Consider the following 26,384-nt stretch of genomic DNA (forward strand, 5'->3'; position numbering starts at 1 on the left):
GTCGCGACAGGTTTTGATCTGGCTGCAATGATCGACAACGGGCTTGGCTGCACCCCTCTGCCCTGCCGGGCATCTCCCCCACAGGTGGGGAGATCGAGATCGTGGTGACCTCCCGACGCTCTTTAACGTAGCGACTCAGGCGGAGATCAGGCGTCTGGCCAATCTCCTCCTTGTGGGGGAGATGACCGCCAGACCAGAGGGGGGGGGGGGCCAAGCCCGCCGTCGTCTATTACGCCCTGACCAAAACCCCACCCGTAACCGGCTCATTCACACCGGTCGTCCCCGGATAGGTTAGCGGCAGCCCCTTCAGCGATCGCACCGCCAGATAGGCCCAGGCCTCAGCCTCCATCGCCCCGCCGTCGAACCCCGCCTCTTCCGCCGCGATTACCCGCGCACCCTGCTTGGCAGCAAGGCTCGCAAACTCTTCCATGATAACAGGATTGAGCCGCCCGCCGCCGCAGATCACATAGGTCTTAGCCGCTTCCGGCAAATAGCTCGCCGATTTGAGGATCGCGGCACCCGTCAGATGCGACAGCGTGCGTGCGCCGTCCGCCAGCGAAACCTCGCCCTTTTGCGGCGGCACGAAATCGCTGCGGTCAAGCGAGCGGCGGATATTGGCCGAGAAGAACGGGCTTTCCATGTAGCGCGTGACGAGCGAGGCAACGACGCTGCCGCCCGCCGCCGTCCTGCCGCCCTTGTCGAAGGCTTTGCCCGTATGCGCCTCGATCCACTGGTCGATCAGCATATTGCCGGGACCGCTGTCGAAAGCCGCAAGCCGCCCTCCCTCCCCGATATAGGTGAGATTGGATATGCCGCCGATATTGACGAAGACGGCGGGCGTTTCGAAGCCTTCAGGCAGATTGGCGGAGAGCGCCATGTGGTACGCAGGAATGAGCGGTGCGCCCTGCCCGCCGTGCACCATGTCGTTGGCACGCATGTCGTACACCACATCGATACCGGTTTCCTCGGCCAGAAGCGCGCCGTCGCCGATCTGCACGGTCAACGCCTCATCCGGCCGATGCAGCACCGTCTGGCCATGAAAACCGATCACGTCTATATCGCTGGCTTCAAGCCGGTGGCGGTGGAGGAAGGATTTGACTGCCGCCGCATGGGCAAGCGTTAGCTTGCGTTCCGCATCCGCGAGGTCACCCGGACGCTCGCGCCGTTCGCGAATGGCTTTGGCCGTAACCAGCGCCTTCTGCCACGTGGCGCGCAGGCCCGGATCATAGGGGAAATAACCGCTCGGCCCATGCCGGACCACGTTTTCGCCATCCGTGCGCAACAGGGCGATATCGATGCCGTCCATCGACGTCCCGCTCATCAGCCCGATTGCAGTTTTGACCTCGCCCACGCGCTGCTCCCTTTCAATATCGAGATCATGCGGAGATGAATCGCCGTTATTCATGGCCGAAACGGGTGCACTTTTCAAAAAACAATGGTAAAGCCCCCGCGTTCATTGACAGACAATGACGGCAAAGGTCCAACCAGAAAGAAAAAGGTTATGTCCAGGTTCAAGTCCGATTTCCTCCGCACGCTCGATGAGCGCGGCTTCATTCACCAGATCTCCGACGAGTCGGGTCTCGACGAACTGTTCGCCAAGGAAACCGTGACCGCCTATATCGGCTATGACCCGACGGCCTCCAGCCTGCATGTCGGCCACCTCACCCAGATCATGATGCTGCACTGGATGCAGAAGACCGGTCACCAGCCGATTTCGCTGATGGGCGGCGGCACCGGCATGGTTGGCGATCCCTCCTTCAAGGAGGAGGCCCGCAAGCTGATGACGATCGACATGATCGAGGACAACATCACCTCGCTCAAGCACGTTTTCGCCAACTACCTCGATTACGATCGCGCGGAAAATCCGGCGCTGATGATCAATAATGCCGACTGGCTGCGTGGGCTCAACTACCTCGAATTCCTGCGCGACGTCGGCCGCCACTTCTCGGTCAACCGCATGCTGTCCTTCGACAGCGTGAAGACGCGCCTCGACCGCGAGCAGTCGCTGTCCTTCCTCGAATTCAATTACATGATCCTCCAGGCCTACGATTTCGTGGAACTGAACCAGCGTACCGGCTGCCGCCTACAGATGGGCGGCTCTGACCAGTGGGGCAACATCATCAACGGTATCGACCTCGGTCACCGCATGGGGACACCGCAGCTCTATGCGCTGACCTCCCCGCTTTTGACCACGTCTTCGGGTGCGAAGATGGGCAAGTCCGCGTCCGGTGCCGTCTGGCTCAACAAGGACCTGCTGCCGGTCTATGATTTCTGGCAATACTGGCGCAACACGGAAGACGCGGACGTGGTTCGGTTCGCCAAGCTCTTCACCACGCTGCCGATGGATGAGATCGCACGCATCGCCGCCCTTGGCGGATCTGAGATCAACGAGGCGAAGAAAATCCTCGCAACGGAAGTGACGGCCATTCTGCATGGCCGTGCCGCTGCCGAAGAAGCTGCCGAAACGGCGCGCAAGACTTTTGAGGAAGGCGCGCTTGCTGAAAACCTGCCCTCCATCGAGGTTCCGGCATCCGAACTCGATGCCGGCGTCGGCGTCCTGTCGCTCATCGTCCGCGCTGGCCTTGCCGGCTCGAATGGCGAAGCCCGCCGTCACGTTCAGGGCGGCGCGGTAAAGATCAACGACAAGGGCGTATCCGACGATCGCCAGATGATCGGTTCCGCCGAGATCACCGGCGATGGCATCATCAAGCTTTCGGTTGGCAAGAAGAAGCACGTTCTCGTTCGCCCGGCGTAACACCCGCGCAAATCATCAGACGAAGGGCCGCGGAAGCGGCCCTTTTTATTGAAACTCGAAAATCTGCCTGAAGACGCCCGGCGCTATCAGCGACAGCGGGTTGATTGTCAGCTTCGGCTGGTCCGTCTGGCCGGAAAGCTTGAAGGTGATGCCGAGCAGACCGCGGTCGCGGCCGTTGCCGAGGAAGATGCCGATAAAGGGCAGCTCGCCGAACAGCCGGTTCAGGCCATAGGCGGGCATGAAGGTGCCGGTCATGTCCATACGGCCGTTCTGGTCTTTCAGCAGGCCCTGGAAGGTCGCACCGATCTGTTCGCCGCGCACCACGCCGTTTTCCACCGCAACCGAGCCGTTGACGTAAACGAGCCGGGCAAAACCGCGCTGGAATTTCTCCGAGCTGACATCGATGTTACGGCGGACCGCCGTGTTGAGGCTCCGGCCGTCATCGCCCGTCGGCGTGGCGACGATATCCTGAAGCTTCGCTTCGTTGACGACGGCGAAATTGCGCAGATCGAGCGAGCCGCTCCAGTCGCTGCCGTTGACGGTCGAGAGTGCGAGATTGAGAAGACCACCGCGAATGCGGGTGTAGATATTGGTGAAACGGGCAAGAGAACCGGCGTCGCTGCTGGTAAGCGTCACGGTTCCCGTCGCGCCGCGATTGGTCGTCTGAGCCACAACCGCCTGGCCCCTGCCGGTGACGCCGCGAAAATCAACCGAACGGACCTTGCCGTCACGCACACTGACATCGGCACTGACATTGGAAAGGATCTCGTCATTGAAGCCGTAGACCTTGTCGAGTTGCGCCTTGATGGCAAGGGACGGCTGCGAACGCGACGTGCCATCATCTGCCCCTGAGGAACTGCGAAGCTTTGACAGGAAAGGCCGGAGATCGGCAGATTTTCCCGAAGCGTTGACGCTGTATCCGTTTTTGGAGGCAGTGACGGCGACGGCGTAATTGTCGGAAGGTGACAATTGCACGCGGCTGAGATCGGCGGAAATCAGCCCGTTCTTGGTGAAGGTGACATCTCCGGCCGCGCCGAAGCCGTCCCCGGTTAGGGAGAAATCACTGATCGTCGTGCGGCCATCACTGGTTTCCAGGGTAAAGGTCGCTTTTGCCGGAATACCGACGCCCTTGCTCCATCCAAGCCCCGGCAGAATGATAGACGCCTTCGCCAGATCGAGCTGTATCTCCTGACTTTTCGTATCCGCGCCATCGATTTCCACAACGGTCGTGCCGCCAAGAACCGTGGAAAGCTCCGGTGCAAGCTTGGCGACCTGCGTCTCGTTAAGGGTTGCTTTCAGCGACAGCGTTGGAGCAACGTCGCTGTTCTTGCGCACCGGCTCCGTCATCTCGATAGACATCGGCACATCGTCCACCCGGCCTTTGCCTTCAAGCTTGAGCTGCCGGTCGTTGATGGACATGAAACCGTCAAGCGCGGTCACCTTGCGGCCGGCAAACGGCTTTGTCAGCGACAGGTTCTTCAGATCGAGATCGGCCGTCCACACGGGCGGCGGTGGATTTTGGCTGGAAAGCATGCCGACGGTCAGCTTTGCATTCGCCGTCACGTCGCCGGTGAAGTCATCCGGTTTGAACTGCGTATCCTTGAGCGCATTGATAGGCTTCAGCGTCGCAAGCTCCGCCACGGCATCGGCCGAGCCCGAAACGTTCAACTCGAGATTTCCAAGCAGGGGCTTTGCATAGACGTCGGACATGGAGAACCGGCTGTCCTTCAGCGCAAGCGACCGATTGGAGGCGAAATAGGATGTCGCGTTCTTGAGATCGACATTCATCCGGCTGCCGACGAGATTGAAATGCGCATCAACGTCGCGCAGCGGCGGAATGTCGCCGGTGGTATTGAGACGCGTTCCGTCGATATCGAAGCGGATCTGCATTTCGCTCTCGCCCAGCACCAGCGGGCAACCGGGACCGCACATCCGTCCCTGCGGAATGAAGATCGCAATCGAGCCGTTTGTGACCGTGCCGCCATAAAGATTGGACACCACCCACTCGCGCGGTTTGTGCGCCATCCAGAACGGCCAAAGCTGCTTTACCGCCGTGGCCTCCATCTTGGGAATCTGTCCGGCGAAACTGATTTCAGGCGAGCCCTGACCGAAGCGGATTTTCAGCGAGCCTGCCATGTCTCCAAGCGGGCCGGTAACGTATAGCGAGGGAACCTCGAGCTGCTTGGTCGCGACATTGAATTGCCCGTCCGCCTTCAAGCTGAAAGGAACGGGGTCTTCGCCAGAGGCTTCGGCCGAGGCAACCGCATTGTCGATCCGCAGCGAAAGACCGAAGCCCTCTTGGGTATCCGTGATTTCCCCAGTGACCGGAATAGCCGTTCGCCCAAGGTCGATCCGCGAATTCCCAATAACAAGACTGCTTTTCTGAAAATCGTAGCGCGCATTGACGGTGCCGGCCGTGAAGGGCTGAGCCTCGCCGCCGATAAGAAGCATTCCATTGCCCATGCCGAGCGAGATTTCCAGCCGCGGCTCATGTCCGGGCATGGAACGCCGGGCGAGGATGCTGACACCGGTCTTGACGTTCAGACCCTCATGAAGATTGCCTTCAGGATCGAATTTTTCCAGAAAAGGACCGATGTCGAAACCGTCGATGCGCGCGTCGAAACCGTCGATCACACCGCCTGATCCCGATGTCTTTAGCGACAGGCTGGCGATTTCGCCGTTAAACAGCGTTTCACCCTCAAGCGAATATCCGCCCTGCTGGTCAGGGGTCAACGAAAGTTCACGCACTTCAACGACGCGTGGCTTGCCGGCTTCGCTCGGCGGCAAGTGGATCGAAACGCTGGAAATATCGATTTCCTCTGTTCCGCTGCTTAAAAACGCCTGCGCCAATTTGTCCAGCTGGGAAAACGCCGCCTGCAACTGCTGCGGCACCGCGTCAAGCCGGATGCTGGCGAGGTCGAAACCGTTACCCTTCGGCAAAAGGGCCGTATCGAGTTCCATCCCGTCGGCCTCGAGACTTTGCACGGAGACGCGTCCGGTCAAAAGCGCTAGCGGATCGAGCGCCATGCCGATAGCCCTCGCCCGGCTCAAATGCTGGCCGGATTCCTTCTCGACGATATCCACATCCTCCGCCACCAGCGCAAGCCGCAGCCCGGTCGAGAACCTGATGGCCGAAGAACCGATCCGCGCGCTGTAGTGGGGTCCGAGCGCCCGTTCGAGCGCCTGCTGCGCCTGGCTGGAAAGGGCATTGTCGATCGATCCGGTTTCGACGGAGACAATGATGCCGCCGATGGACAGGAAGGCCAGTACGAAAAGAGCAGCGAAAATCTTGATGAGAGCACGCGCCATGGAGCGCGGCGCGGGGCAATGCACGATGAGAGGATCTTCGGCCTGCGCCGAAGGAAGATCATGCAGCGCAACGATATCGCGCTTGCTGAACTTGACCTTTTCACCCCTTACTTCAGCCATACGCCCGTGTTTGCCCCTGAATAGCTTTTGTTTCGCCTCAACACTGGACGACGCCCGGTTTCGCTATATATCGAATGTGGCGACTTTCACTCAACATCCCGGCGAAAGAAAGATGATTATGACAGAACTGACGATTGGCAGCCCTGCCCCGGATTTTACTTTGCCCCGCAACGGTGAAGGAACGGTGACATTGTCCGGCCTGCGAGGCAAGGCGGTCGTTCTCTATTTCTACCCGAAGGACGACACATCCGGCTGCACCGCCGAAGCGATAGATTTCAGTGCCCTTGGCGCGGAATTCGAGGCCGCCAATACTGTCGTCATCGGCATTTCCCCTGATAGCGTCAAAAGCCACGACAAGTTTGCTGCAAAGCACAAGCTTTCGGTGATGCTGGCCGCCGACGAGGAACGGAAGGCGCTCGAGGCCTACGGCGTCTGGAAGGAAAAAAGCATGTATGGCAAAAAATACATGGGTGTCGAACGCACCACCGTCCTCGTAGCACCTGACGGTACGGTCACGGAAATCTGGAACAAGGTGAAGGTTCCGGGCCACGCACAGGCCGTTCTCGACGCCGCACGGAAGCTCTGAGAAACGCCCCTGTCGTGACGCCCACCTTCAGGATCATCTCGCTGCGCGGCGGCGCCACCGAGGCGATTGCCTGCGCCGATCTCGAGAGAAAAACCGCACTGGCGCAGGAAACGGCGACACGATGGTTCGAGCGCCGCCTGTCGCTGCGCTCCCCCTAGATCCACCCCTGCCCGAACGTCCGGGCAGGCCGGATAAACCGGAACTCGTTCCGCCGACCGCCGTCGAGCGCCGCTCCCTCCACAGCGTCAAGGGTCGCATAGCGCTGCTGCACGCCATCGCCCATATCGAGTTGAACGCCGTTGACCTCGCGCTCGACATCGTCGCCCGTTATGCCAGCGAGCCGGTGCCGCATTCCTTTTTCAACGGCTGGATGCAGGTTGCCTTCGAGGAGGCGAAACATTTCCGGCTGGTGCGGGAAAGGCTGCGAAACCTCGGCGCGGATTACGGCGATCTGCCCGCCCATGACGGGCTCTGGCAGGCGGCGCATTCAACCCGCAACGACCTCACCGCGCGGCTCGCAGTCGTGCCGCTCATCCTCGAGGCGCGCGGACTGGACGTGACGCCCTCCCTGCAGGCGAAGATGCGCGAAACCGGAGACCTTGAAAGCGCCGCCGTTCTCGATGTCATCTACAATGACGAAAAGGGCCATGTCGCCATCGGCGCCAAATGGTTTCGCTTCCTGTGCGCCCGTGAAAAGAAGGACCCGGCAGCAACCTTCAGGCAACTGGTGCGTGCCAATTTCCGCGGACCGTTGAAACCGCCCTTCAACGACCTCGCCCGCGCCGAAGCCGGGTTGACGCCATCCTTTTACCGCTCCCTCACCGCTGTCAGCAACAGCGGCTGACGCCCGCAGCCCGGCGCATGGTGCAAAACTTCGTTAACCTTAACGAAGTATGATTTCCTGTGAGAAATCGGCCAGTCCGGAGAGAGATTTTGACTGATACAGCGGAAAACCGGGTATTCGGCAAAAAGCGGCAGCAGCACGTTCTGGTGCTGGCAAGCGGTGACAAGGTCCGGCACATTACGATCCGGCCTTGGATGACGGCGCTTGCCGGCTGCACGATCGGCCTTTTCTCGCTCGGTTATCTGGGCGCCACCGGCTATCTCATCCTGCGTGACGACCTGATCGGCGCGACCATGGCGCGCCAGACCCGCATGCAGCACGATTACGAAGACCGTATCGCAGCGCTGAGGGCGCAGGTGGACCGCGTTACCTCAAGACAATTGCTCGACCAGCAGGTGGTTGAAAAGAAAGTGGAAAAGCTGCTCCAACAGCAGGCGGCACTCACGTCCAGACACGGACGGATGAGCGAATTGCTGGAGCGCGCGGAAAATTCCGGCATCGCCGCCTCCACGGCCACGGCCCCCATTCAAACCGCGCCCTCCTCGCTCTCGAACGCGATGGCACCGGAAAAACGCGCCGATCTGACAGGTGGCCTCTCCGCCATAGAAAATCTGATGGCGCCCCGCCCGTCGCAGCCGGAAAAGCCAGCCGGAACCGACAAGCGGGCGTCCTATGTGCCCGAAAACGGCGAAACGCCTTCCGACCGCGCCGACCGCGTGTTTTCCAAGGTCACGCTGTCGTTGAAGGATATCGAACGCCAGCAGATATCACGGATCGCCAGACTGACCAGCGACGCCGAGGACAAGGCAAGCGCGATGCAGGATATCATCCGGCAGGCGGGTCTGAAAATCGACGAAAGTGGCACGGACGGTGTCGGCGGCCCCTATGCGGACCCGCAGGGGAATGAAACCGATCCCTTCAATATGTCTCTGACCAATCTAGACAATGCGCTCAACCGGCTGGATATCGTCAAGGAAACCGCAACCGCCCTGCCCTTCGGCAATCCGGCCCCCGGCAGGGCGATCACCAGCCGATTCGGAAACCGGCTCGACCCGTTCCTCGGACGGCCTGCCTTACATACCGGCATCGATTTTCGCGCCGAAACAGGCGCCGACGTCAAGGCAACGGGCGCTGGAAAGGTGACGGTTGCGGAAAATTCAGGCGGCTACGGCAATATGGTCGAGATCGATCACGGCCAGGGCGTATCGACGCGATTCGGCCATCTCTCCACCATTCTGGTCAAAGCCGGCGACAACGTGGAGGCCGGCGACATTGTTGGCCGTGCTGGGAGCACCGGCCGCTCCACCGGTCCGCACGTACATTACGAGGTCCGCCGCAACGACACGCCTGTTGATCCGATGCGGTTTCTGGTCGCCGGGGCCGAGCTTAAAACCTATCTCAAATAGCAGTCCGATTTTAACGCTTTTTTCGCCCTTTTTGCGATAAATCGCCCGAAACCGCGTCCAAGGCTCAAAAGCCTCGCCAACGTCTCGCCGTTTCGCGCGCATTTCCGGTTGTTTCCTTGACTTTCTGGCAATTTGGGCATATCCCCGCGCCAAGTCTTTGCAAGTGTCGCAGCGGCACGCAGGTATTCTTACCGAACCAGAACGGAAAAAGTTCTTCCTTTGACAACATTCTCTGATCTTGGCCTGAGCCAAAAAGTTCTTTCCGCTATTGCAGATGCCGGCTACACGACGCCGACACCCATTCAGGCTGGCGCAATTCCGCCCGCTCTCGAAAAGCGTGATATCTGCGGTATCGCACAGACCGGCACGGGGAAAACCGCATCCTTCGTTCTGCCGATGCTCACACTGCTGGAAAAAGGCCGCGCACGCGCAAGAATGCCGCGCACGCTGATCCTCGAGCCGACCCGCGAACTGGCGGCACAGGTAGCCGAAAACTTCGAGAAATACGGCAAGAATCACAAGCTGAACGTCGCCCTTCTGATTGGTGGCGTCTCTTTTGAAGATCAGGACCGCAAGCTTGAGCGTGGCGCCGATGTTCTCATCTGCACGCCCGGCCGCCTTCTCGACCATTGCGAGCGCGGCAAGCTCCTGATGACCGGCGTTGAAATCCTCGTGATCGATGAAGCCGATCGCATGCTGGATATGGGCTTCATTCCCGATATCGAACGCATCGCCAAGATGATTCCCTTTACCCGGCAAACCCTGTTCTTCTCGGCCACCATGCCGCCGGAAATCCAGAAGCTTGCCGACAGGTTCCTGCAGAACCCGACCCGTATCGAGGTTGCCAAGCCCTCCTCCACGGCGAAGACCGTTACCCAGCGCATCGTCGCTTCGCACAACAAGGACTATGAGAAGCGCGCTGTCCTGCGCGATCTCGTCCGTGCTGAAGAAGCCGAACTCAAGAACGCGATCATTTTCTGCAATCGCAAAAAGGACGTTGCCGACCTCTTCCGTTCGCTGGATCGTCACGGCTTTTCCGTTGGCGCGCTGCATGGCGACATGGACCAGCGTTCGCGCACGACCATGCTGCAGAACTTCCGGGACGGTCAGCTGACGCTGCTGGTCGCTTCCGACGTTGCAGCCCGCGGTCTTGATATTCCCGATGTCAGCCACGTCTTCAACTTCGACGTTCCCATTCATGCCGAAGACTATGTCCACCGCATTGGCCGTACCGGTCGTGCTGGCCGTTCGGGCAAGGCCTTCACCCTCGTCACCAAGAGCGATGCGAAATATCTCGACGCGATCGAAAAGCTGATCACCGAGAAGGTCGAATGGCTGAACGGTGACCTGTCCTCCCTCCCCGCGCCCATGGAAAGCTTTGAAAGCAATACCGGCCGCCGGGGCACCAAGGAACGTGGCGGCAGAGGCCGCGACAGAAACCGTCGCGATGCACCTGCATCGCCGGTCGAAAACATCAATCAGGGTGCACAATCCACCACTGTGGATAAGGACATCGCCGCTCACGGAGAAGACAAGGTGAAGGCAGAACGCAGACCGGAAAAGACCCCGCGCAATTCCGAGCGCAACAGCCGCAACCTGAACCCGCTGCACGCCAATGACGACAACCGTGACCGTCGCCGCCATTACCGTGACCATGACGATGGCCCGACGCCTGTTGGTTTCGGCGATGACATTCCCGCATTCATGCTGATCGTGGCCAACGCCAAGGGCTGAGCCCCGACGGCCTGACGCAGGAAACAATACGCATGACGCCGACGATCAAGCCAGGACAAGATTTTCCAGGCGTCGGCGTTGGGCTTGCCATATTGCGTGATGGCCGCCTGCTTTTATGCCGGCGCTTGAAAGCGCCGGAAGCCGGATACTGGAATATTCCGGGCGGCAAAGTCGATCACCTTGAATCATCCCTCGCCGCAGCACGGCGAGAAGCTGAAGAAGAGACCGGGCTGACAATCGGCAAGGTCGAATTTCTCTGTCATAGCGAATATATCAATGTCGCAGACCGGCACCATTGGGTCTCGCTGATCTTCGTCACCCGCGACACGCAGGGTGAGCCGGTACTGACAGAACCGGACAAGCTTTCCGATATCGGCTGGTTCGACCCCGATAACCTTCCCGAACCCATCTCTGCCTTTGCAAAAGACGCGCTGGCTGCTCTGACGAAATAGAGTCGCTAGCGGACGGAAGCAGCATCAGCGCTGACCGGCGTGGGCTTTTCGCGGCACTCAACGGCGTCTTGAGCTTTACTAAAAACAGGCCTCGCCTGCGACAGACGCGACGCTCCTGCGCGATTTGCTTTCGGAAAACCCAATGCTGGAAGAATATCTTTTCGCGAAGCTTTTCGAATGCAATTTAAAATTGCTTAAATTAGCATCACATAAAAAACCGCCCCGGTTGCCCGAAGCGGTTTATACGTAATGAAAATAATAGAATATAGAATGTAATATAGTTTGGCAGTGCTTACGTTCGGAACACTTCCGAGGCTTGTTACAGCCAATTTCAGTCGTCCCCTGAAACACCTATATCTAATCTAACCATTTACTTTTCGTCAAGCAGATCTTCTCGCAAATGCGAAAAAAACATGGCAAAGCACAAATAAAGCGCAGGGAAATATGTATATTCTCTTTTTATATCAATAAATTAGATTAGTGGAAATAAAATGTGCATTTTATTGGGGTGCACTATAAAAGGCAAAATCGCAAACGCGCCCTTATAAAACTGTGCTTATACGCACTGCATGTTACAGTTTTATAAAGTAAAAATGCTCTAAACCATGACGAGCAGTACTTCCGCTCTTATGAAATTACAGAGTGAATTGCCGACCTTAAAAAAGATGAATCTCGGCAAAAAACAATCGCGCGCGATCACATCGAATATATACAACCATAACGCGTAATTGTAGACTGTTGTTTCAAATTGGATGAGTTGCGATCAAAACCGCCGTGCCGTGAACGATGATGTGCGATTATGATGGGTATCAGCGATTTTTCCTTTGGAAAACCAGTTGTTGCCGATAAACATCAAACCGGGACAACAGGATTTCGCGCACGTCATGCTTTCACTTCGCCTGCTAACGATCATCGCCGGTTTTGCCTTTGCGGGCTCAGCATGCGCGGCGTCGATCGGCATCGTTGCCCCACAGAACGGCCCATACGAACTGCTGGGGCAACAGGTTAGGCAGGGCGCGAAGGCCGCAGCCGCCAAGCTCGGGCTAGATGTCGTCGAAATCCATGAAAGCTGCGAAGACGGCAGCGGCGGCGCGATTGCCGATGGTCTCGTGGCCGCCAAGGTCAGCGCGGCAATCGGTTTTTTGTGCACGGAAACGCTTCAGGGCGTTCTGCCGCCTCTGAAGTCAGCCGCCATTCCAGCAATCACGCTTTCCAGCCGTGCCCCGATCCTGATGGAAGACGCTCTGAAATATAGCTGGCCGCTTTTCCGCCTAGCGCCATCGGACAAGGCCGAATCGGACCGGGCCGCAGAAATCATCCTGCGCGACTGGAAGGGACATTCCATTGGACTCGTGGATGATGGCACGATCTTCAGTCGCGATCTGGTAGATCGCATCCGTTCGGCGCTGGAGGAGAACGGGCTGAAACCGACACTCACCGATACGCTGCGCCCGGCACAGGAGCAACAGGTGGCGCTTGTACGCCGGCTGGGGCGCACCGGCATCACCCATGTCTTCATCGGCGCGGAACGCAACGACGTGGCGATTGTCGCCAGAGACGCCGGCTCCGAAAACATTCCGCTCACCATCATGAGCGGCGACGCCATGAATGCGGCAAACAACCCCGTGCCACTTGCGGCAAATGTGCTAGCGGTCACGCGCCCGGCCTATGACACATTGCCTTCGGCACAGGCCGTCGCCGGCGAATTGCGTGCCGCCAATATCGAGCCGGAAGGTTACGTCCTGCCCTCCTATGCGGCTGCGGAACTGACTGCGGCGCTTGCCGAAGCAGCCCAATCCCAAGGGAAACCCGCACCGGAGATACTGGCGAACGGTACCGTCTTCAAAACCGTGCTAGGCGATATCGCTTTCAACCCTTCGCATGAGCTTGCAGACAATCCCTATCGCCTGCAGCGCTGGAACGGCCAGCGTTTCGAACAGGCGGACAAGGCCGAAAGACAATAGGTGAAGCCGGTATCGCTGGAAATTCAGTAAGCCGCGGCTGAAAACCGGCGGCAACCGCGCGACAAGCCGTTTCAAACCCTGGTACTTGATGCTAAAGGCAGCTTACGCAACGCGTCGAGAGGAGTTTGCCCCATGTCCCTGCCCATCCGGATTGCACCGTCCATTCTGGCGTCCAATTTCGCCAAGCTGGGACAGGAAGTCGCCGATGTGACGGAAGCGGGCGCAGACTGGATCCACCTCGATGTCATGGACGGCCATTTCGTGCCAAACATCTCCTTCGGTCCTGACGTCATCAAGGCGCTCCGCCCGCACAGCAATGCCTTTTTCGACTGCCACCTGATGATTGCCCCCGTCGATCCCTACCTCGAAGCCTTCGCCAAGGCCGGCTGCGACGGCATTACCGTCCATGCGGAGGCAGGCCCGCATCTCCATCGCTCACTCCAGACCATCCGCACGCTCGGCAGGAAGGCCGGCGTAACGCTCAACCCCGCCACGCCGCTTTCGGTCATCGAAAACGTGCTTGACGATGTCGATCTCGTGCTGATCATGAGCGTCAATCCCGGTTTCGGTGGACAGAAATTCATTCCGGCCATGCTCGACAAGATCCGTGCGGCAAAGGCCATGATCGGCGACCGGCCGATCGAACTTGAAGTGGACGGCGGCGTGACGGCGGAGACAGCCGGCGCCATCGTCGCAGCCGGTGCCAACGCACTGGTGGCCGGTTCGGCCGTCTTCAAGGGTGATGGCGTCGCAGACTATCGCAAGACGGTTTCGTTGTTGCGCTCGGTGTCGGAAGCCGCCCGGTCCTGACCCGCCACAGCAGCCGGATACACCGGAGACGGGACGGCAGGACGTTTGGGTGGGGGCTTTGATGAACAGCGACAGGCGGAATTTCCACGACGTCATCCCGGCAGCGCTGTTTTCGCTCCTCGCTCCGCTTGTCTGGGCCGCCATCTCGGCAGCCACCGCTACCCTCGGCCTCTATCTCCGCAACCGGCTGGAAACCGACCATGCCGCCGATATCGCCGTTCTGTTCTTCTTCGGCGGTCTCCTGGGCTGGCCGCTGGCCATGGTTGCCTTGCGCTTCCTGCCCGCATCCACCAGCCTGCCGCTGCGTTTTGCGGCAAGCTGCCTTGCCATCGCTTTTTTCACGATCGCGGTGGCGGCGGCATTTTTCGCGCTCCAGTACCGCATCTTTTATGCGCAATGGCACGCGCCGGCATTTTCCCGCATCTGGTTTTTCCAGCAATTTTTCACCTCGCTTGGCGCGATCTACCAGTTCTGCATTCTCGGCCTCGGCCTCTATTTTCCGTTTGCCGCCATTCCGCTTGCGCTGGCAGGCGCAATCCTTTGCCGCCGTGCGCACAGAGCGCCACGCGTCCGTTCGGACGTACAACGGACGCTCTAGAATTTTGAATGTACGCATCGAGCCGATGCGCAGGCTTGATAGATTGAGATTCGCGGAACACTTTGCTAAACGGGCAGCAAAATTCCTCCACAAAGAAAGTCATTGCCATGATCCCTCGTTACTCCCGGCCGGAAATGGTCGCCATCTGGTCGCCGGAAACAAAATTCCGCATCTGGTTCGAGATCGAGGCGCATGCCTGTGACGCGCTGGCCGAACTCGGCGTCATTCCGAAATCGGCCGCACAGACCATCTGGGAAAAAGGCGGCAGCGCGACTTTCGACGTCGCCCGCATCGACGAGATCGAGGCCGTCACCAAACACGACGTCATCGCCTTCCTCACCCACCTTGCGGAATTCGTCGGTCCCGACAGCCGCTTCATCCACCAGGGCATGACCTCGTCCGACGTGCTTGACACAACCCTCAACATCCAGCTCGTCCGCGCCGCCGATCTGCTGCTGGCCGATATGGACCGCGTGCTGGCGGCGCTCAAGACCCGCGCTTTCGAACACAAGAACACGGTACGCATCGGCCGAAGCCACGGCATCCACGCCGAGCCGACCACGATGGGCCTGACCTTCGCCCGCTTCTACGCCGAGATGCATCGCAACCGCGAGCGTCTCGTCAATGCGCGCGCGGAAATCGCCACGGGCGCGATCTCCGGTGCTGTCGGCACCTTCGCCAATATCGATCCGCGCGTCGAGGAACATGTCTGCGCAAAGCTCGGCCTCGTGCCCGAGCCGGTCTCCACGCAGGTCATCCCGCGTGACCGCCACGCCATGTTCTTCGCCATCCTCGGCGTCATCGCCTCGTCGATCGAAAACGTCGCCATCGAAATCCGCCACATGCAGCGCACCGAGGTTCTGGAAGCGGAAGAGTTCTTCTCTCCCGGCCAGAAGGGTTCGTCGGCGATGCCGCACAAGCGTAACCCGGTTCTCACCGAAAACCTCACGGGCCTTGCCCGCCTGGTGCGCATGTCGGTCGTTCCCGCGCTTGAAAACGTGGCGCTCTGGCATGAGCGTGACATCAGCCACTCCTCCGTGGAGCGCGCCATCGGCCCCGACACGACAGTCACCCTCGATTTTGCGCTGAACCGCCTTGCCGGCGTCATCGAAAAGCTGGTGATCTATCCCGACAACATGCTGAAGAACATGAACAAGTTCCGCGGCCTCGTGCATTCGCAGCGCGTTCTTCTGGCGCTGACGCAGGCCGGCGTTTCCCGCGAGGACGCCTACCGTCTGGTGCAGCGCAATGCCATGAGGGTCTGGGAACAGGGTGCGGATTTCCTTGAGGAACTGCTGGGCGACCAGGAAGTGCGCGCCGCCCTTCCCGAAAGCGTCATCCGTGAAAAATTCGACCTCGGTTACCACACCAAGCACGTCGACACGATCTTCGCCCGCGTCTTCGGCAACGCCTGAGGCGAGGCTCCCGAAGTTAATGCCGTCGCGACCTTGATCGTGACGGCATGAAACCACAGATATGGGCCCATGAAAGTTTCAGAAGCAGATATTCTCATCGTACCGGGTTACACCAATTCCGGTCCTGACCACTGGCAGACACGCTGGGAGCGCAAGCTTTCGACAGCGCGCCGCGTCGAGCAGGCTGAATGGTCAAAACCGGTGAAGGAAGACTGGATCGCGCGGCTGGTGGAAGAGGTTAACGCCTCGACCAAGCCCGTTGTCATCGTCGCTCATTCGCTTGGTGTGCCGACCGTCATCCACGCCCTTCCGGAAATCGGCAAGAAGGTTGCAGGCGCGCTTCTGGTGGCGCCGCCGGATGTCGCCAATCCCGATATCAGGCCGAAACATCTGATGACCTTCGGTCCCTATCCGCGCGATCCCTTGCCGTTTCCGGCAATCACAATTGCCAGCCGCAACGATCCCTTCGGATCCTACGAACATGCCGACGATATTGCCGCCGCCTGGGGTGCGATGTTGGTGGATGCAGGCATGTCCGGCCATATCAACGCCGAGTCTGGCCATGGCCCCTGGCCCGAGGGTGGCATGGTATTTGCCCAGTTCCTGAGCCGCCTCAAGGTGAACGAGCCCTGACCATCGCGGCCAGCCGCTGAAGCCGGTCGATTTTCGGCCGGGCAACATTCTTCCGCCCGACACAAGAATTGAAGGGAAGATATGCGAGCCGCATTGTAGAATGCACTCTTTTCCTTTATGGGACCGCTCAAAGACAGAAACGCAACGCCACCAGAATCGGCGTGAACCAAGAGACCTGCCATTATGAACCGTCGCCGCCGTATTTACGAAGGCAAGGCCAAGATCCTCTACGAAGGTCCGGAGCCAGGCACGCTTATCCAGTTCTTCAAGGACGATGCGACTGCCTTCAACAAGAAAAAACACGAAGTCATCGACGGCAAAGGTGTGTTGAATAACCGGATTTGTGAATATGTTTTCACGCATCTGAACAAGATCGGCATTCCCACACACTTCATCCGCCGCCTCAACATGCGCGAGCAGTTGATCAAGGAAGTCGAGATGATCCCGCTCGAGATCGTCGTGCGCAATGTCGCCGCCGGCTCGCTGTCGAAGCGACTCGGCATCGATGAAGGCGTGGTTCTGCCGCGCTCCATCATCGAGTTCTACTACAAGTCCGACGAGCTGGAAGACCCGATGGTCTCCGAAGAGCACATCACGGCCTTCGGCTGGGCCAACCCTGCCGAGCTTGACGACATCATGGCACTGGCGATCCGTGTCAACGACTTCCTGTCCGGCCTGTTCTTGGGCGTCGGCATCCAGCTGGTCGACTTCAAGATCGAATGCGGCCGCCTGTTCGAAGGCGACATGATGCGCATCATCCTCGCCGACGAGATTTCGCCCGATAGCTGCCGCCTGTGGGACATCGAGACCCAGAAAAAAATGGACAAGGACCTGTTCCGCCGCGACATGGGCGGCCTCGTGGAAGCCTATTCCGAAGTGGCACGCCGTCTCGGCATCATCAATGAAAACGAACCGATCCGCGGCACCGGCCCTGTCCTGGTAAAGTAATTTCGGCCTCGTGAAATAATATCGGCCTAGCAAGGTAAAATCAGGAGAAGATCAGGTGATCAAGGCACGGGTGACTGTTACGCTGAAGAACGGCGTTCTCGATCCGCAGGGCAAGGCAATCGAAGGCGCACTCGGCAGCCTCGGTTTCGGTGGCGTCGGCCATGTCCGTCAGGGCAAGGTCTTCGATCTGGAACTGGAAGGTGCAGACAAGGCCAAGGCCGAGACCGACCTGAAGGCGATGTGCGAAAAGCTCCTGGCCAATACGGTTATCGAAAACTACTCTATCGCCATTCTCTAAAGCCGCAGGAGCCGCCGACCATGAAATCCGCTGTCGTCCAACTTCCCGGCCTCAACCGCGATCGCGACATGATCGCGGCACTCACGAAAATCTCCGGCAAGGCGCCCGTCACCATCTGGCAGACGGAGACGACTATCCCGGATGTCGACCTGATCGTCATTCCGGGCGGTTTTTCCTATGGCGACTATCTGCGTTGCGGTGCGATTGCTGCACGGATGCCGGTCATGCAGGCCATTCGCGAAAAGGCTGAACAGGGCGTCAAGGTTCTCGGCGTCTGCAACGGCTTCCAGATTCTGGTCGAAGCGGGCATGCTGCCGGGCGCGCTGATGCGCAACGCCTCGCTGAAATTCGTGTGCCGCGAAGTGAAACTCGAAGTCGTCAACAACGACACCGAATTCACCCGCGCCTATGACAAGGGTCAGGTTCTGCGCTGCCCAGTCGCCCACCACGATGGCAACTATTTCCTCGATACGGATGAGCTTAAGTCCGTCGAAGACAACGGTCAGGTCGTTTTCCGTTATGCAGATGGCACCAATCCGAACGGCTCGTTGAACGACATTGCCGGCGTCATCAACGCCAAGGGCAACGTTCTCGGCATGATGCCGCACCCGGAAAACCTGATCGAAGCTGCCCATGGCGGCAATGACGGCCGTGGCCTCTTCGCCTCGGCGCTTGGCGTTATCGCAGCCTGACAAGCGGGCGGGCCATCCCCGCCTGCCCTCTTCCCGATGATGCTTTTTATGGCTCCAGTTTTTGGCCCTTACCTTGGATGACGCGATGAACCGCCTGCTCCGTTCCCACGCCCCGAAGGCCGCTGGATTGCTTCTCGCCGCAGCAGCGCTTGCTGCGTGCCAGCCCAAGCCGCAACCGGCATCGTCCTCCGCATCCCGTGCGGCATTACCGACGATGGAGCGAATCGCGCTTGGCGCCAATGCCTGCTGGTTCAAATCGGGCGATCCGGCGTTCAAGGCCTATCGCCTGGCGCCCGAACTCAACTCCTTCTCGGGCCGTCCGCGCATTCTGCTCGTACCGCGCAACAGCCCGGAATCGCGCCCGATGCTGGTTATTCAGGCAGAAGGCAACCCGGCAAAGCTCGACGCTTTCGGCCCCGTTATGAACGAAGCCATCTCCGGCCGCATCGCAACCGACGTCAAACGCTGGGCGAATGGCGGCAAGGGCTGCTGATCGGGCAAAACTGCGCTAAAAGCCGGCCAAATACAAAAAAGACCCGCCGACGCCGGTTGGGACTGGCGTGGCGGGCCTGCCGAATGGCTGTTCAGGCACCGGGGAAAGATGGCGCCGCTCTCCGGCAGAAAATCAAAGCGGCCGCGACGGCCATGAAAACAGCTGCGATCTCGCGGCCTCCTTCAAGGCCTCGTCCCGCGTAACGCCGATATCGTCCAGAAGATCGTCGGACAATTCCCGCAAGGCAAGCCGTCCCTGACGTTTGCCATGCCAGTTGGACAATCCCGCAATCAGGCGGCCAATAAGCGTGTGAGCGATCCGGGCCGGAAAGGGCGACGGTGCGACCATGTCGCCGGTATCGCGGAACACGCGTTCCCGTTCGTAGCCGTCAGGATATAGCGTATCCGCTGTCGAAAGGTATTGATCCATCTTGCGCATATTGCACCTATTGTCTCCGTGCGTTTGATCTCATTGACTGCATCCGATAAATACAATTGACTTGCGGACAGATACAATGCATAAATTGTCACCATGACAAATTGGCTTCCTGATATCACCGAGGGCAACGGCCCCATCTACCTTCGACTCGCGGACAAGATCGAAGGCGCAATTTCGGATGGCATCTTGCAGGCCGGGTCGAAATTGCCGCCGCAACGCAATCTCGCTTTCGATCTTGGCGTTACAATCGGTACAATCAGCCGGGCATATGCCCTAATCCACGAACGCGGCCTCGTCAGCGGCGAAGTCGGCCGTGGCACCTATGTCAACGAGCGTAAGGCTGCCGCCCCGTTATCACGCGTGGAACCGACGGCATCGGCATTCGGCGGCACGCGCTACGCGGTGGACACCAGCGCCGAATTCCGCCTGAACACCACGGCTGCTCCCGATGTCGGGCAGAGCGCGCTGGTCAGCAAACACGTCGAGGCCGTGACGAGAGAGCATCCGTTCGAAATTTCCAACTACACCCGCTCCTTTCCCGACAACTGGTGCATGGCGGGCGTTCGCTGGCTTTCCCAGAATGGCTGGTCGCCGAAACCGGAAAACATCGTTTCGACGCTTGGCGCCCATGCTGCGGTGATGAGTGTGGTAACGGCAATGACCGCGCCGGGCGACCGTATCGTTTTCGAACCCCTCACCTATTCCCATATCAGCCGCAGCGCCGCCCTTGCCGGACGGCGGGTGACACTGGTGGAAGTGGATGAGAAAGGCATTATCCCCGATGATTTCGAGCGCGTTTGCGCCCAACAGCATCCAAAGATGATCTTCCTGATGTCGGCGGGCCAGAACCCGACCTGCGCCACCCTGCCCGAGGAGCGGCGGCGGGCGATCGCCGATATCGCCCGCAGATACGGCGTATGGATCGTGGAGGACAATCTCTATGGCGCCATGACGCGGGATGCGATCCCACTCATTGCGGAATTCGCGCCCGATCTTACTTTCGTCGTCGGCGGCCTGTCGAAATCCGTTTCCGCCGGCGTCAGGGGTGGCTGGGTCGCCTGCCCGGCGCAATTCGCCTCGAGAATTCGCATTTCGCATTCGATGATAACCGGCGGACTGCCGTTTATGCTGGCCGAACTGAATGCACGCCTCGTCAACAGCGGCGACGCAGACGACATCCGCAAGGACTGTATCGCCGAGATCAACCAGCGCGAGGCCCTCGCCAGACGCATCTTTGCGGGGCTGGAATTCAACTCCCTGCCGGACATCGCCTTTCTGTGGCTGAGGCTGCCTGAACCGTGGCTGTCTGGAACCTTCCGCAGCGCCGCCATGAAGGAAGGTGTGCTGATAGACGACGAGGACGAGTTTAAGGCCGGGCGCACGGAGAAGGTTTACCACCGTGTCCGCATCAGCCTTTCCGGGCCGTCAAACCAGGAAGAACTGAAGCATGCCCTGGGTATCCTGCGGCATCTGCTCGACAATGGTTCAGCCGGCTACGAAAGCGAGGCGTGAGCGGGAACGAGTCTTTCCTGCAACACGCCCCCTAATTCAGTAACTCATTATTTACCACGTCGACAGATCTGCCATCCTTTCACTACTTCGGAGCGGGGAATGATTCGATGGCAGCATTCAGTTCCATATCCGCCAGGGCATTTGTTGCTCTCGCGATGGTTTTCGCAGCATGTGTGTTGAGTGACATGACGCCGGCCGCCGCCGCAGACGGCACGGTGTTCGATGAATTGCGTTTCGGGGTCACAACCTCGCTCGCCGATCGCAATGGTGGCGGCGAAGATGGTGTATTCCCGGCCTTCACTGCCTATTTCGATCCTTTCGCGAGCGCCTCGGCCGTCACCTTTGGCGAAAAGCTTGCCCGACCGCGTCTGCATCTGGGTGCGGAAATCGGCACCGAGGGCGAAGCAAATACCATTTACGGCGGTATCAACTGGACCTTCGATCTCAATCCGAAGATTTTCGTCGACCTAGGCTTTGGCGGCCTGTGGCATGACGGCAGGCTGCGAAACGGTCCGGGCGAAACTGGCGCGGAATTCGGTTGCCGCGTGCTTTTTCATGAATATGCCGCCATCGGATATCGCTTCAACAGCAACTGGAATATTTCGACCCAGATCGAACATGCCTCCCATGCCAATCTGTGCGACGGCCCCAATGACGGGCTGACGCGTGTCGGACTTATGGTCGGCTACAAGTTCTGAATAACCCAACAAAGCAGCGTTTTGCTGGCAAAACTGCGCATTTTCCTGTCGCACGGAGAGGCCTCTTGCGCTAAAGAACCGGAAACTTTCCTCGGCTCGAACCGCGTGAGACCTATGTCGATTCCAAACTCCATCAAGATCACCCCGGAACTCGTTGCATCCCACGGGCTGAAGCCCGACGAATACCAGCGTATCCTCGACCTGATCGGACGGGAGCCGAGCTTTACCGAGCTTGGCATTTTCTCGGCCATGTGGAACGAGCACTGCTCCTACAAGTCCTCCAAGAAATGGCTGAAGACCCTGCCCACCACGGGCCCGCGTGTCATTCAAGGCCCCGGCGAAAATGCCGGCGTGGTGGATATCGATGATGGCGACTGCGTCGTCTTCAAGATGGAAAGCCACAACCATCCGTCCTACATCGAGCCCTATCAGGGTGCGGCAACCGGCGTCGGCGGCATCCTGCGCGATGTCTTCACCATGGGCGCACGCCCGATCGCAGCCATGAATGCGCTACGTTTCGGCGCACCCGACCATCCGAAGACCCGCCACCTCGTGGCTGGCGTCGTCGCCGGTGTCGGCGGTTACGGCAACTCCTTCGGCGTGCCGACCGTCGGCGGCGAAGTGGAATTCGATCCCCGCTATAACGGCAACATCCTCGTCAACGCCTTTGCCGCCGGACTTGCCAAGTCCGATGCGATCTTCCTTTCGGAAGCCAAGGGCGTCGGCCTGCCGGTGGTGTATCTCGGTGCGAAGACCGGCCGCGACGGCGTCGGCGGCGCGACCATGGCCTCTGCCGAATTTGATGAGTCGATCGAAGAAAAGCGCCCAACCGTTCAGGTCGGCGACCCCTTCACCGAAAAGTGCCTGCTGGAAGCCTGCCTCGAGCTGATGAAAACAGGCGCGGTCATCGCCATTCAGGACATGGGTGCCGCAGGCCTTACCTGCTCGGCCGTCGAAATGGGCGCCAAGGGCGATCTCGGCATCGAACTTGATCTCAACGCCGTACCGGTGCGCGAAGAGCGCATGACGGCCTACGAAATGATGCTGTCGGAAAGCCAGGAGCGCATGCTCATGGTTCTCGAGCCCTCCAAGGAAGAAGTCGCCAAGGCGATCTTCGTCAAATGGGGCCTGGACTTCGCCATCGTCGGCAAGACCACCGACGACCTGCGTTTCCGCGTGCTGCACAATGGCGAGGAAGTCGCCAACCTTCCGATCAAGGATCTCGGTGATCAGGCTCCGGAATACGACCGCCCGTGGACGCCCGCCAAGGTTCAGGCTCCGCTTGCGGAGAACGACGTTCCTGATGCAGACATTGCCGACGCATTGGTGTCACTGGTCGGTTCGGCCAACAACTCCTCGCGCCGCTGGGTCTACGAGCAGTATGACACGCTGATCCAGGGCAATTCCCTGCAGCTGCCGGGTGGCGATGCCGGCGTTGTCCGCGTTGAAGGCCATGACAAGAAGGCGCTCGCCTTCTCCTCCGACGTGACACCGCGTTATGTCGAGGCAGACGCCTTTGAAGGCGGCAAGCAGGCCGTGGCCGAATGCTGGCGCAACATCACCGCAACCGGCGCTTTGCCGCTCGCGGCCACCGACAACCTCAATTTCGGCAATCCGGAAAAGCCCGAGATCATGAGCCAGCTCGTCCATGCCATCAAGGGCATCGGCGAAGCCTGCCGCGTACTGGAATTCCCGATCGTTTCCGGCAACGTCTCGCTCTACAACGAGACCAACGGTCAGGCGATCCTGCCCACCCCCACCATCGGCGGCGTTGGCCTGCTGAAGGACTGGGGCCGTATGGCGCGCATCCGCTTTGCCGCCGCGGACGAAGTCGTGCTGCTGGCGGGCGCGCCTGCCGGTCTTGGCACCCATATTGCCCAGTCCGTCTACATGCGCGACGTGCATGGCCGCATCGATGGTCCGGCACCGCATGTCGATCTGGAAGCTGAAAAGAGAAATGGCGATTTCGTCCGCGCCCTTATCGCAGACGGTCTTGCCACAGCGGTTCACGATTGCTCCTCGGGCGGCCTGGCTCTCGCGGTTGCCGAAATGGCAATTTCCTCCGGCATCGGCGCGACGATCGACGCGGTCGAGGGCCATAACCCCGTCCTCACCTTCTATGGCGAAGATCAGGGACGTTATGTGCTGACCGTCAAGAAGAGCGATCTGGATGAAGTGCGCGCGGCAGCGAAGGCAGCGGGCGTTTCCTGCCCGGCGATCGGCGTCACCGGCGGCTCAAGCGTAAAGCTGGGCACGGCACGCGCTATCGAGATTAAAGAATTGCACTTGGCCTATGAATCGTGGTTCCCTCAATTCATGGATGGCGAAACTCTAATCGCCGCAGAATGAATTAAGGAGATACACCATGCCCATGAAACCCGGCGACATTGAAGACATGATTAAGGCGGGAATTCCCGGGGCAAAGGTCACGATCCGCGATCTGGCCGGTGATGGCGATCATTACGCGGCGGAAGTCGTCGCGGATGCTTTCAAGGGCAAGACCCGCGTGCAGCAGCACCAGATGGTCTATGACGCGCTGAAGGGCAATATGGGCGGTGTTCTGCACGCCCTTGCCCTGCAGACCTCGGCTCCCGAATGACTGCGCCCGGAAAAGCGTCTCCGGCAGAACGGTTTCACTGTCCTTGCCGCGGCAACGCTTGAAGCTATGGATTGAAAAAGGCCCGCGTGAGACAGTCACGCGGGCCTTTTCTTTTCCGGCAAATGGCGCGTGCCGCTTACAAAAGAGGTGGTTGCTGCGATTCCAGATCGGCAAAGGAGGCAGCCGGCAACGGCCCAGCCGTCAGCAGGGTAAAATCGTAACCGGACTTGCGGTCCGGCCCCAGAACATATTGCCGGTGCATGCGCAGGAAGTTGCGCTTGTTCTTTTTGTAGCGGTCGGGTGAAAGCGAGTGCTTGAAACGGATCGGCACGATCTTCGGCTGCGGCGCATCCTTGTGCCCGGTCAGCGCAACGGTGTTGCAGCGGTAGAGGTGGATCGGATCCGTCAGGCACTGGATATCAAACCATGTCACTTCAGGGTGACGCGCAATCACGCCGACGCTCTGGCGAAGCCTGTCCGCACTCGACAGCAGCGCGCATTGCAGCGCAGCGCCACCGAGCGTCGCAAAGGACAGCTTCCGGCCATCCAGCGCATCTGGCCGCAGTTCCAGCACACGGCCTATCACGGCGAGCGCCAGGCTGGCGCCCATACTATGCGACACGACCAGAACCTCCTCAGACGGCTGCTCCAGCGCCTTGAGAACGAGGGCTGCCTTCTCTTCGATCCAGTTGCGGGCAATCGGCTCATCGCGCCCTACGGCCAGCGCAAAGCGCCAGTCGGCATAAAGATGCAACGTATGAAACCGCTCGGCGAAAGGCAGAAACGCCTTCACGAAGAACAAGGCCGCAGCGGGAAGACTGATCGCAAGCAGCCAGAGCGGCAAACCGAACAGCCACGGCGAGAGCGCGATCCCCGCCGCAAGCGCACCCCCCACCAGCATCAGCAGAAACGGGAAAATGAAGAACAGGCCGAAACGCCAGGCATGACGGAGGTAACGCCCTGCCCCACCTTCCGCGACGATACCGGCCGCAGCCGCAAAGCCTAGTGCGATCTGCCGCCAGAGTGGCGCATCCCGCAGGCGCGATATCACCGCATTGTGGTCGTAGACGAAGATGGTGGAACGCGTCCGCCAATCGCCCGCCGAGGCCTCAACCGAGAATGTTTCGCCAGCCGGCGAGTTCTCCAGCGCACCCACGGTATAATTGACACCCCACGTCTTGCCGGCAAGCGCTGCCGCCCGCTGATAGCGCAGATGATGCGCAGCCGCATCGAGCGGATCGAAGCCAGGGAAATAAAGAACAAGTCGTGACTTGACGGTCGGCATGCATAAACCCTCGGGCTGGAGACACCCGAAAGGATCGCTTGATACAGTGGGCGATGCACGTATAGTAAAAAACGCGACGGAAATATGATTTATTTGTTGCGAGGGAATTTTGTCTGGGATCGTCGATCAATTGCTAAACGGCGTCGTCAAAGGCGCTCTGTCCGAAGTCCTCGCCAAGACAGGCCTTCGCAAAACCCGCCGCATCCGCCGCCGGACCAAAAGTAACACGTCCCTCGCAGGCGGCATTGTCGGCTCCGTGCTGGAAGCGGCAATCAAAGCAGCCGTCAAACCCAAGCCGGCCAAAAAACAGGTGAGCAAAAGACGCACCGCCGCCGCCCGCAGCAGACAGCGGCTTCGATGATGCATCACCTCAGCGTGCTTCCCACCTTTTTGGTGTTGGCGATTTCGGGGCCGCTACAAGGTGCCGCAGAGGTTAAGAGCAGCAAAGAGATCAAGATCGGCTTCGTCGTGGAGCTTGATGGTGCTGATCGGATATCCGGCACAGCCTTCTGCAAAACCGGCAACACCTGCCGCCTGGTGGACCAGAAAAGTCCAAAACTAATTATCGATATCAAAGCGGGTCGCTTCTCTAGCGAGATCGAAATCAAGTGCAAGGATGACTGCTCACTAAATAGCGGGCACGAAACCATGACGTTCGACAACAAACAGGAACTCAATATTTATAACGGCAGATCAGGTCCGATAATAAAATCAGTCTTCAGGCGGCGGGAGCCTATCGGGAAGATAATGCTCAACTTTTCTTACCCGCCCGGGACGACGCGCTGGTAGCGGGGT

At 59.4% G+C, this 26,384-nt stretch carries 24 protein-coding genes and 1 pseudogene; 21 read left to right on the forward strand and 4 right to left on the reverse strand.

Features of this window, described 5'->3' with window-relative positions; genetic code table 11:
- Positions 1 to 229 precede the first annotated feature (229 nt).
- Positions 230 to 1,351, reverse strand: coding sequence for an anhydro-N-acetylmuramic acid kinase (locus RBH71_RS21265; RefSeq protein ID WP_003515977.1), 1,122 nt, complete (start codon positions 1,349 to 1,351; stop codon positions 230 to 232).
- Between the two features lie 150 nt (positions 1,352 to 1,501).
- On the opposite strand from RBH71_RS21265, the gene tyrS reads away from it, so the two are divergent.
- Positions 1,502 to 2,755, forward strand: coding sequence for a tyrosine--tRNA ligase (tyrS, locus tag RBH71_RS21270; protein ID WP_003515978.1), 1,254 nt, complete (start codon positions 1,502 to 1,504; stop codon positions 2,753 to 2,755).
- A 45-nt stretch (positions 2,756 to 2,800) separates the two neighbouring features.
- Here tyrS and RBH71_RS21275 read toward each other — a convergent pair whose 3' ends face one another.
- Entirely contained in the window at positions 2,801 to 6,184 is a 3,384-nt protein-coding gene (locus RBH71_RS21275) for a DUF3971 domain-containing protein (RefSeq protein WP_003515980.1), read from the reverse strand.
- A 118-nt stretch (positions 6,185 to 6,302) separates the two neighbouring features.
- Here RBH71_RS21275 and RBH71_RS21280 point away from each other — a divergent pair, with 118 nt between their 5' ends.
- The 14 genes and pseudogenes from RBH71_RS21280 to RBH71_RS21345 all read left to right on the forward strand — a co-directional run bounded on the left by RBH71_RS21280 (position 6,303) and on the right by RBH71_RS21345 (position 19,057).
- Positions 6,303 to 6,770, forward strand: a complete 468-nt coding sequence (locus tag RBH71_RS21280) for a peroxiredoxin (protein ID WP_035252191.1) — start codon at positions 6,303 to 6,305, stop codon at positions 6,768 to 6,770.
- 14 nt (positions 6,771 to 6,784) lie between these two features.
- Positions 6,785 to 7,614, forward strand: a pseudogene (locus RBH71_RS21285) (ferritin-like domain-containing protein).
- Positions 7,615 to 7,703: 89 nt separating this feature from the next.
- Positions 7,704 to 9,020 (forward strand): M23 family metallopeptidase, encoded by a 1,317-nt coding sequence (locus RBH71_RS21290; protein ID WP_323687484.1) that lies wholly within the window; start codon positions 7,704 to 7,706, stop codon positions 9,018 to 9,020.
- A 219-nt stretch (positions 9,021 to 9,239) separates the two neighbouring features.
- Positions 9,240 to 10,754: a DEAD/DEAH box helicase gene (locus RBH71_RS21295; RefSeq protein WP_111802482.1), complete on the forward strand. Its 1,515-nt coding sequence runs from the start codon at positions 9,240 to 9,242 to the stop codon at positions 10,752 to 10,754.
- Positions 10,755 to 10,786: 32 nt separating this feature from the next.
- Positions 10,787 to 11,206 carry an NUDIX domain-containing protein gene (locus RBH71_RS21300; protein ID WP_003515990.1) on the forward strand — a complete coding sequence of 140 codons (420 nt, stop codon included), beginning with the start codon at positions 10,787 to 10,789 and terminating at the stop codon, positions 11,204 to 11,206.
- Positions 11,207 to 12,042: 836 nt separating this feature from the next.
- On the forward strand, positions 12,043 to 13,170 hold the full coding sequence (locus RBH71_RS21305) for a branched-chain amino acid ABC transporter substrate-binding protein (protein WP_003515993.1): 1,128 nt from the start codon (positions 12,043 to 12,045) through the stop codon (positions 13,168 to 13,170).
- Positions 13,171 to 13,302: 132 nt separating this feature from the next.
- Positions 13,303 to 13,980 carry a ribulose-phosphate 3-epimerase gene (rpe, locus tag RBH71_RS21310; RefSeq protein WP_003515995.1) on the forward strand — a complete coding sequence of 226 codons (678 nt, stop codon included), beginning with the start codon at positions 13,303 to 13,305 and terminating at the stop codon, positions 13,978 to 13,980.
- Positions 13,981 to 14,041: 61 nt separating this feature from the next.
- The gene (locus RBH71_RS21315; protein ID WP_003515997.1) at positions 14,042 to 14,578 is read left to right on the forward strand and encodes a hypothetical protein; all 537 of its coding nucleotides are present in this window, start codon (positions 14,042 to 14,044) and stop codon (positions 14,576 to 14,578) included.
- A gap of 107 nt (positions 14,579 to 14,685) precedes the next feature.
- Complete coding sequence (purB, locus tag RBH71_RS21320) at positions 14,686 to 15,993, forward strand: adenylosuccinate lyase (protein WP_003515998.1); 1,308 nt, start codon at positions 14,686 to 14,688, stop codon at positions 15,991 to 15,993.
- A gap of 69 nt (positions 15,994 to 16,062) precedes the next feature.
- A complete protein-coding gene (locus RBH71_RS21325) occupies positions 16,063 to 16,626 on the forward strand; it encodes an alpha/beta hydrolase (RefSeq protein ID WP_003516000.1) in 564 nt (187 codons plus the stop codon).
- A gap of 183 nt (positions 16,627 to 16,809) precedes the next feature.
- On the forward strand, positions 16,810 to 17,574 hold the full coding sequence (gene purC / locus RBH71_RS21330) for a phosphoribosylaminoimidazolesuccinocarboxamide synthase (RefSeq protein WP_003516002.1): 765 nt from the start codon (positions 16,810 to 16,812) through the stop codon (positions 17,572 to 17,574).
- 55 nt (positions 17,575 to 17,629) lie between these two features.
- On the forward strand, positions 17,630 to 17,872 hold the full coding sequence (purS, locus tag RBH71_RS21335) for a phosphoribosylformylglycinamidine synthase subunit PurS (protein ID WP_003495372.1): 243 nt from the start codon (positions 17,630 to 17,632) through the stop codon (positions 17,870 to 17,872).
- Between the two features lie 20 nt (positions 17,873 to 17,892).
- Complete coding sequence (gene purQ / locus RBH71_RS21340) at positions 17,893 to 18,564, forward strand: phosphoribosylformylglycinamidine synthase subunit PurQ (RefSeq protein WP_003516005.1); 672 nt, start codon at positions 17,893 to 17,895, stop codon at positions 18,562 to 18,564.
- Between the two features lie 85 nt (positions 18,565 to 18,649).
- Positions 18,650 to 19,057 carry a hypothetical protein gene (locus tag RBH71_RS21345; RefSeq protein ID WP_003516006.1) on the forward strand — a complete coding sequence of 136 codons (408 nt, stop codon included), beginning with the start codon at positions 18,650 to 18,652 and terminating at the stop codon, positions 19,055 to 19,057.
- Between the two features lie 132 nt (positions 19,058 to 19,189).
- On the opposite strand, the gene RBH71_RS21350 is transcribed toward RBH71_RS21345, so the two are convergent.
- Positions 19,190 to 19,495 carry a DUF1127 domain-containing protein gene (locus RBH71_RS21350; protein ID WP_003516008.1) on the reverse strand — a complete coding sequence of 102 codons (306 nt, stop codon included), beginning with the start codon at positions 19,493 to 19,495 and terminating at the stop codon, positions 19,190 to 19,192.
- Positions 19,496 to 19,588: 93 nt separating this feature from the next.
- Between RBH71_RS21350 and RBH71_RS21355 the strand changes: the two genes are divergently transcribed.
- The 4 genes from RBH71_RS21355 to RBH71_RS21370 all read left to right on the forward strand — a co-directional run bounded on the left by RBH71_RS21355 (position 19,589) and on the right by RBH71_RS21370 (position 24,304).
- Positions 19,589 to 21,007, forward strand: a complete 1,419-nt coding sequence (locus RBH71_RS21355) for a PLP-dependent aminotransferase family protein (protein ID WP_003516009.1) — start codon at positions 19,589 to 19,591, stop codon at positions 21,005 to 21,007.
- A gap of 107 nt (positions 21,008 to 21,114) precedes the next feature.
- The gene (locus tag RBH71_RS21360; RefSeq protein ID WP_003516010.1) at positions 21,115 to 21,705 is read left to right on the forward strand and encodes an acyloxyacyl hydrolase; all 591 of its coding nucleotides are present in this window, start codon (positions 21,115 to 21,117) and stop codon (positions 21,703 to 21,705) included.
- A gap of 114 nt (positions 21,706 to 21,819) precedes the next feature.
- The gene (gene purL, locus RBH71_RS21365) at positions 21,820 to 24,054 is read left to right on the forward strand and encodes a phosphoribosylformylglycinamidine synthase subunit PurL (RefSeq protein ID WP_003516011.1); all 2,235 of its coding nucleotides are present in this window, start codon (positions 21,820 to 21,822) and stop codon (positions 24,052 to 24,054) included.
- Between the two features lie 16 nt (positions 24,055 to 24,070).
- On the forward strand, positions 24,071 to 24,304 hold the full coding sequence (locus RBH71_RS21370) for a BolA family protein (RefSeq protein WP_003516012.1): 234 nt from the start codon (positions 24,071 to 24,073) through the stop codon (positions 24,302 to 24,304).
- 136 nt (positions 24,305 to 24,440) lie between these two features.
- Here the strand turns inward: RBH71_RS21370 and RBH71_RS21375 are convergent, their stop codons facing one another.
- Positions 24,441 to 25,589 (reverse strand): hypothetical protein, encoded by a 1,149-nt coding sequence (locus RBH71_RS21375; protein ID WP_003516016.1) that lies wholly within the window; start codon positions 25,587 to 25,589, stop codon positions 24,441 to 24,443.
- A 109-nt stretch (positions 25,590 to 25,698) separates the two neighbouring features.
- Here RBH71_RS21375 and RBH71_RS21380 point away from each other — a divergent pair, with 109 nt between their 5' ends.
- Both RBH71_RS21380 and RBH71_RS21385 read left to right on the forward strand, forming a co-directional pair.
- A complete protein-coding gene (locus RBH71_RS21380; RefSeq protein WP_013636391.1) occupies positions 25,699 to 25,950 on the forward strand; it encodes a hypothetical protein in 252 nt (83 codons plus the stop codon).
- Positions 25,947 to 26,378 carry a hypothetical protein gene (locus tag RBH71_RS21385; RefSeq protein ID WP_003516022.1) on the forward strand — a complete coding sequence of 144 codons (432 nt, stop codon included), beginning with the start codon at positions 25,947 to 25,949 and terminating at the stop codon, positions 26,376 to 26,378. Before RBH71_RS21380 ends, RBH71_RS21385 begins: the two co-directional genes overlap by 4 nt.
- The last annotated feature ends 6 nt before the right edge of the window (positions 26,379 to 26,384 follow it).

This window comes from Rhizobium sp. AN68 (assembly GCF_030758035.1).
GTDB lineage: Bacteria > Pseudomonadota > Alphaproteobacteria > Rhizobiales > Rhizobiaceae > Agrobacterium > Agrobacterium tumefaciens.

Coding starts and splice junctions, on each gene's coding strand:
- purC (WP_003516002.1), top strand. CDS start 16,810: ATGAACCGTCGCCGCCGTATTTACGAAGGCAAGGCCAAGATCCTCTAC.
- tyrS (WP_003515978.1), top strand. CDS start 1,502: ATGTCCAGGTTCAAGTCCGATTTCCTCCGCACGCTCGATGAGCGCGGC.
- RBH71_RS21370 (WP_003516012.1), top strand. CDS start 24,071: ATGCCCATGAAACCCGGCGACATTGAAGACATGATTAAGGCGGGAATT.
- RBH71_RS21315 (WP_003515997.1), top strand. CDS start 14,042: ATGAACAGCGACAGGCGGAATTTCCACGACGTCATCCCGGCAGCGCTG.
- purL (WP_003516011.1), top strand. CDS start 21,820: ATGTCGATTCCAAACTCCATCAAGATCACCCCGGAACTCGTTGCATCC.
- purQ (WP_003516005.1), top strand. CDS start 17,893: ATGAAATCCGCTGTCGTCCAACTTCCCGGCCTCAACCGCGATCGCGAC.
- RBH71_RS21275 (WP_003515980.1), bottom strand. CDS start 6,184: ATGGCTGAAGTAAGGGGTGAAAAGGTCAAGTTCAGCAAGCGCGATATC.
- RBH71_RS21355 (WP_003516009.1), top strand. CDS start 19,589: ATGACAAATTGGCTTCCTGATATCACCGAGGGCAACGGCCCCATCTAC.
- RBH71_RS21300 (WP_003515990.1), top strand. CDS start 10,787: ATGACGCCGACGATCAAGCCAGGACAAGATTTTCCAGGCGTCGGCGTT.
- RBH71_RS21385 (WP_003516022.1), top strand. CDS start 25,947: ATGATGCATCACCTCAGCGTGCTTCCCACCTTTTTGGTGTTGGCGATT.
- RBH71_RS21325 (WP_003516000.1), top strand. CDS start 16,063: ATGAAAGTTTCAGAAGCAGATATTCTCATCGTACCGGGTTACACCAAT.
- purB (WP_003515998.1), top strand. CDS start 14,686: ATGATCCCTCGTTACTCCCGGCCGGAAATGGTCGCCATCTGGTCGCCG.
- RBH71_RS21350 (WP_003516008.1), bottom strand. CDS start 19,495: ATGCGCAAGATGGATCAATACCTTTCGACAGCGGATACGCTATATCCT.
- RBH71_RS21360 (WP_003516010.1), top strand. CDS start 21,115: ATGGCAGCATTCAGTTCCATATCCGCCAGGGCATTTGTTGCTCTCGCG.
- RBH71_RS21280 (WP_035252191.1), top strand. CDS start 6,303: ATGACAGAACTGACGATTGGCAGCCCTGCCCCGGATTTTACTTTGCCC.
- RBH71_RS21345 (WP_003516006.1), top strand. CDS start 18,650: ATGAACCGCCTGCTCCGTTCCCACGCCCCGAAGGCCGCTGGATTGCTT.
- RBH71_RS21375 (WP_003516016.1), bottom strand. CDS start 25,589: ATGCCGACCGTCAAGTCACGACTTGTTCTTTATTTCCCTGGCTTCGAT.
- rpe (WP_003515995.1), top strand. CDS start 13,303: ATGTCCCTGCCCATCCGGATTGCACCGTCCATTCTGGCGTCCAATTTC.